Annotated in this window: 5 protein-coding genes and 1 pseudogene; 2 read left to right on the forward strand and 4 right to left on the reverse strand. The window is 31.3% G+C overall.

The features are described 5' to 3' along the window. Positions 1-68: 68 nt before the first annotated feature. Together GQ590_RS11840 and GQ590_RS12980 are read right to left on the reverse strand one after the other, a co-directional pair. A complete protein-coding gene (locus GQ590_RS11840; RefSeq protein WP_160409254.1) occupies positions 69-239 on the reverse strand; it encodes a hypothetical protein in 171 nt (56 codons plus the stop codon). Further along, positions 178-444, reverse strand: a complete 267-nt coding sequence (locus GQ590_RS12980; protein ID WP_160409253.1) for a phage tail protein — start codon at positions 442-444, stop codon at positions 178-180. Before GQ590_RS12980 ends, GQ590_RS11840 begins: the two co-directional genes overlap by 62 nt. A 94-nt stretch (positions 445-538) precedes the next feature. Here GQ590_RS12980 and GQ590_RS11850 point away from each other — a divergent pair. Both GQ590_RS11850 and GQ590_RS11855 read left to right on the forward strand, forming a co-directional pair. After that, a pseudogene (locus GQ590_RS11850) lies at positions 539-788 on the forward strand (type II toxin-antitoxin system RelE/ParE family toxin). Continuing rightward, on the forward strand, positions 772-1,113 hold the full coding sequence (locus GQ590_RS11855) for a helix-turn-helix domain-containing protein (RefSeq protein ID WP_160409251.1): 342 nt from the start codon (positions 772-774) through the stop codon (positions 1,111-1,113). Before GQ590_RS11850 ends, GQ590_RS11855 begins: the two are co-directional and overlap by 17 nt. A 35-nt stretch (positions 1,114-1,148) precedes the next feature. Here the strand turns inward: GQ590_RS11855 and GQ590_RS11860 are convergent, their stop codons facing one another. Together GQ590_RS11860 and GQ590_RS11865 are read right to left on the reverse strand one after the other, a co-directional pair. Beyond that, positions 1,149-1,535, reverse strand: a complete 387-nt coding sequence (locus GQ590_RS11860) for a hypothetical protein (RefSeq protein WP_160409249.1) — start codon at positions 1,533-1,535, stop codon at positions 1,149-1,151. Next, positions 1,532-2,278, reverse strand: a complete 747-nt coding sequence (locus GQ590_RS11865) for a hypothetical protein (protein WP_160409247.1) — start codon at positions 2,276-2,278, stop codon at positions 1,532-1,534. Before GQ590_RS11865 ends, GQ590_RS11860 begins: the two co-directional genes overlap by 4 nt. Positions 2,279-2,517 lie beyond the last annotated feature (239 nt).

Genomic DNA, 2,517 nt, shown 5'->3' on the forward strand with positions numbered 1-2,517 from the left:
TCTTATTCATATTTGTTCCTTTTTTAGTTGTGATAAGTTTACCTTACCCCTTAAAAAAGTTGTATGAATTAGTGTAGCCGATCCAGTTGTGTGACTTGTTCAATGACATAACTTGAAAGGATTTCACAAAACGGATCGGCATATTGACCGTTCTCAAAGTTAACAGCATCTAGGTATTTAACAGGCACTTCGTGACGGGCGACAACTGCGCCAAGTAAGCAGTAAGCCGTCGAAATCATCAATCAAGCTGATATCTTCTGATAACTCAACAAATGTTACATTGTATGAGCGAAAGTCTTTGTTAATGCAGTCACGAATGTGTTGTTCGTAGCCGTCACCGAACTTAATTACCTTTACTTTCGGTGATATTGAGACTGTAGAGCTGTTTTGAGGTTTCCAATGAGATGTTTCCGTAATTTTTTCCAGACATAAAAAAGCCCACAATTGAGAGCTTCAGGTTTAAATTTACTTATATTTTATTTTGTAAAACTTATATGTCTTATATAATACTTATATCAAGATTAGTTAGAAAAACAAAATGAATAAAATTATTTATCAAATTAAAGCCTTAAAACAGTTACGGCAAATTCAAAGCAATGCTTTAATCCGTAATAAAATTAATGAACTGGCTTACATGCCGAATTGCATTAATGTAAAAACCTTAACTAATCATAAATATCAGTACAGATTACGGATGGTTAATTATCGAGTGTTTTTTTAATTTTGATGGTGTCATTCATATTGTTTCTATTGAAGAGGTGAAAAAACGCAATGAACGCACTTACTAATATACAGTTTATTAATAATGAACAAGGACAACCACAATTTGTGATTATGCCTTACAATCAATACTTAGAGTTATCAAACGCAAAAACAATCGATGTTGAAACTGGTGTACCAAGCGAAGTTGTTAACATGGTTTTTGATAATAACTATTCTCCTGCACAAGCATGGCGTAAATATTTAAAATTATCTCAAGTTGAAGTTGCGAATAAAATAGGTATTAGCCAATCAGCTTATTCTCAATATGAAAAAAGCCAAAAGTTAAGAAAAGCAACACGGATTAAAATTGCCAAAGCACTACAAATCAATCCTGAACTGTTAGATTTTTAATAAAAAACCCGCCGAAGCGGGTTATTAGTTAATTGCTACCGATTTAATAATTCATTTATCCGACTACGAAATTGATCATGAGTTCTTTTTGACTGGTCAACATCCAAAAGAGTTATATCTGTATCATTAATATCATAATCGGCTTTATTTCTCATTAGTCTTTCTTGCTTAAGAATATATGATAATGATTTTAATTTATTAGAATCAAATGGTTCGTTTTTATGCTGTGACGGGGTTCCTAAATATTCAATAAGAGCCGAATGGTGAGATATTGAAACCTTAGGATTGCATTCTAGTATTGCTGATATTTTATGGTACATTCCATAATATCCACGAGAAATAAAATTGCGATAATCTATTTCTCGCTCATTACTGAGAAAATCAGCAGCTGAATTTAAAAAGTCATCGCCCGATACACTCATAATTCAACCCTTTTAGATGGTCTAAATACAGCAGTTAATTTACAAGAGTCCAACTCAGGAGCTTCTGATACTCTATCCGCTAATTCGAAATTCATATCAACTAATATATCAACACTATCCGTAGCTATACCAAAAACAGAGTGCCCACCAGCCACAGTTTCTAACTCCAGAGAATCACAAACTTGATTATATTTTTTAAGAATACTTGAACAAATATCTACTAATAAAGCAATTTGAGCATCAGAGCAATTTGTCATCTTCCTTACCTCTAAAATCTGCATTTGACGCACACAAAATGCATTAATAAAAAATCCATCGCATTTTATCTCAACAGCTTTTTTACAGATAAATTCAGCCATATTGGAATCTAAATATATAGAAACAACGTTAAGAAGAAGTTTTAATAATGCTGGAGTATTCAAATATTCTCTATAATCAAATAAAACCTGTTTCTGTTTTTTAAATAAAGAACAATGATTTAATAGTACAGCATAATTAGATAAAATATCCAAATCAAAAGCACATGATAATGCGCTTTCAAAGTGCAGTTCCATTAGAGCATCGTTTTTTTGAACACCATATAACAACCCCAGCGTATTATTTTTTTGAATATAATCAGGTATTGAGTTAGCTTCTCTTTCATACATTTTAAATTCAAACTCACTTAATTCCTTATTACTATAAAGATAAGGCGTTAATTTAGTTTGTATATCAAATGCTTTTGTTGCTGGCTTTGCTTTCATGGTTTTATATTTATTATTAACCTATAATTAGCTTATATTAGTGAATAAATATTTTTGCAGTATAGTTAACAAAGCTAACTTAGTAAAGAAAATTTATACTAATCACAAAAATTAATAGGTGCTATGTATTTGACTGTTACACGCTACTCGACACTGGAATGGCAACACATTTTCAAACAAAAAAATTAAGGGGTAAGTGTTTTTTTAAATTCAACGGGAGGTAAGTAGCCTAACGAAGA

Source organism: Gilliamella sp. Lep-s35 (assembly GCF_009795845.1).
Lineage (GTDB): Bacteria > Pseudomonadota > Gammaproteobacteria > Enterobacterales > Orbaceae > Gilliamella.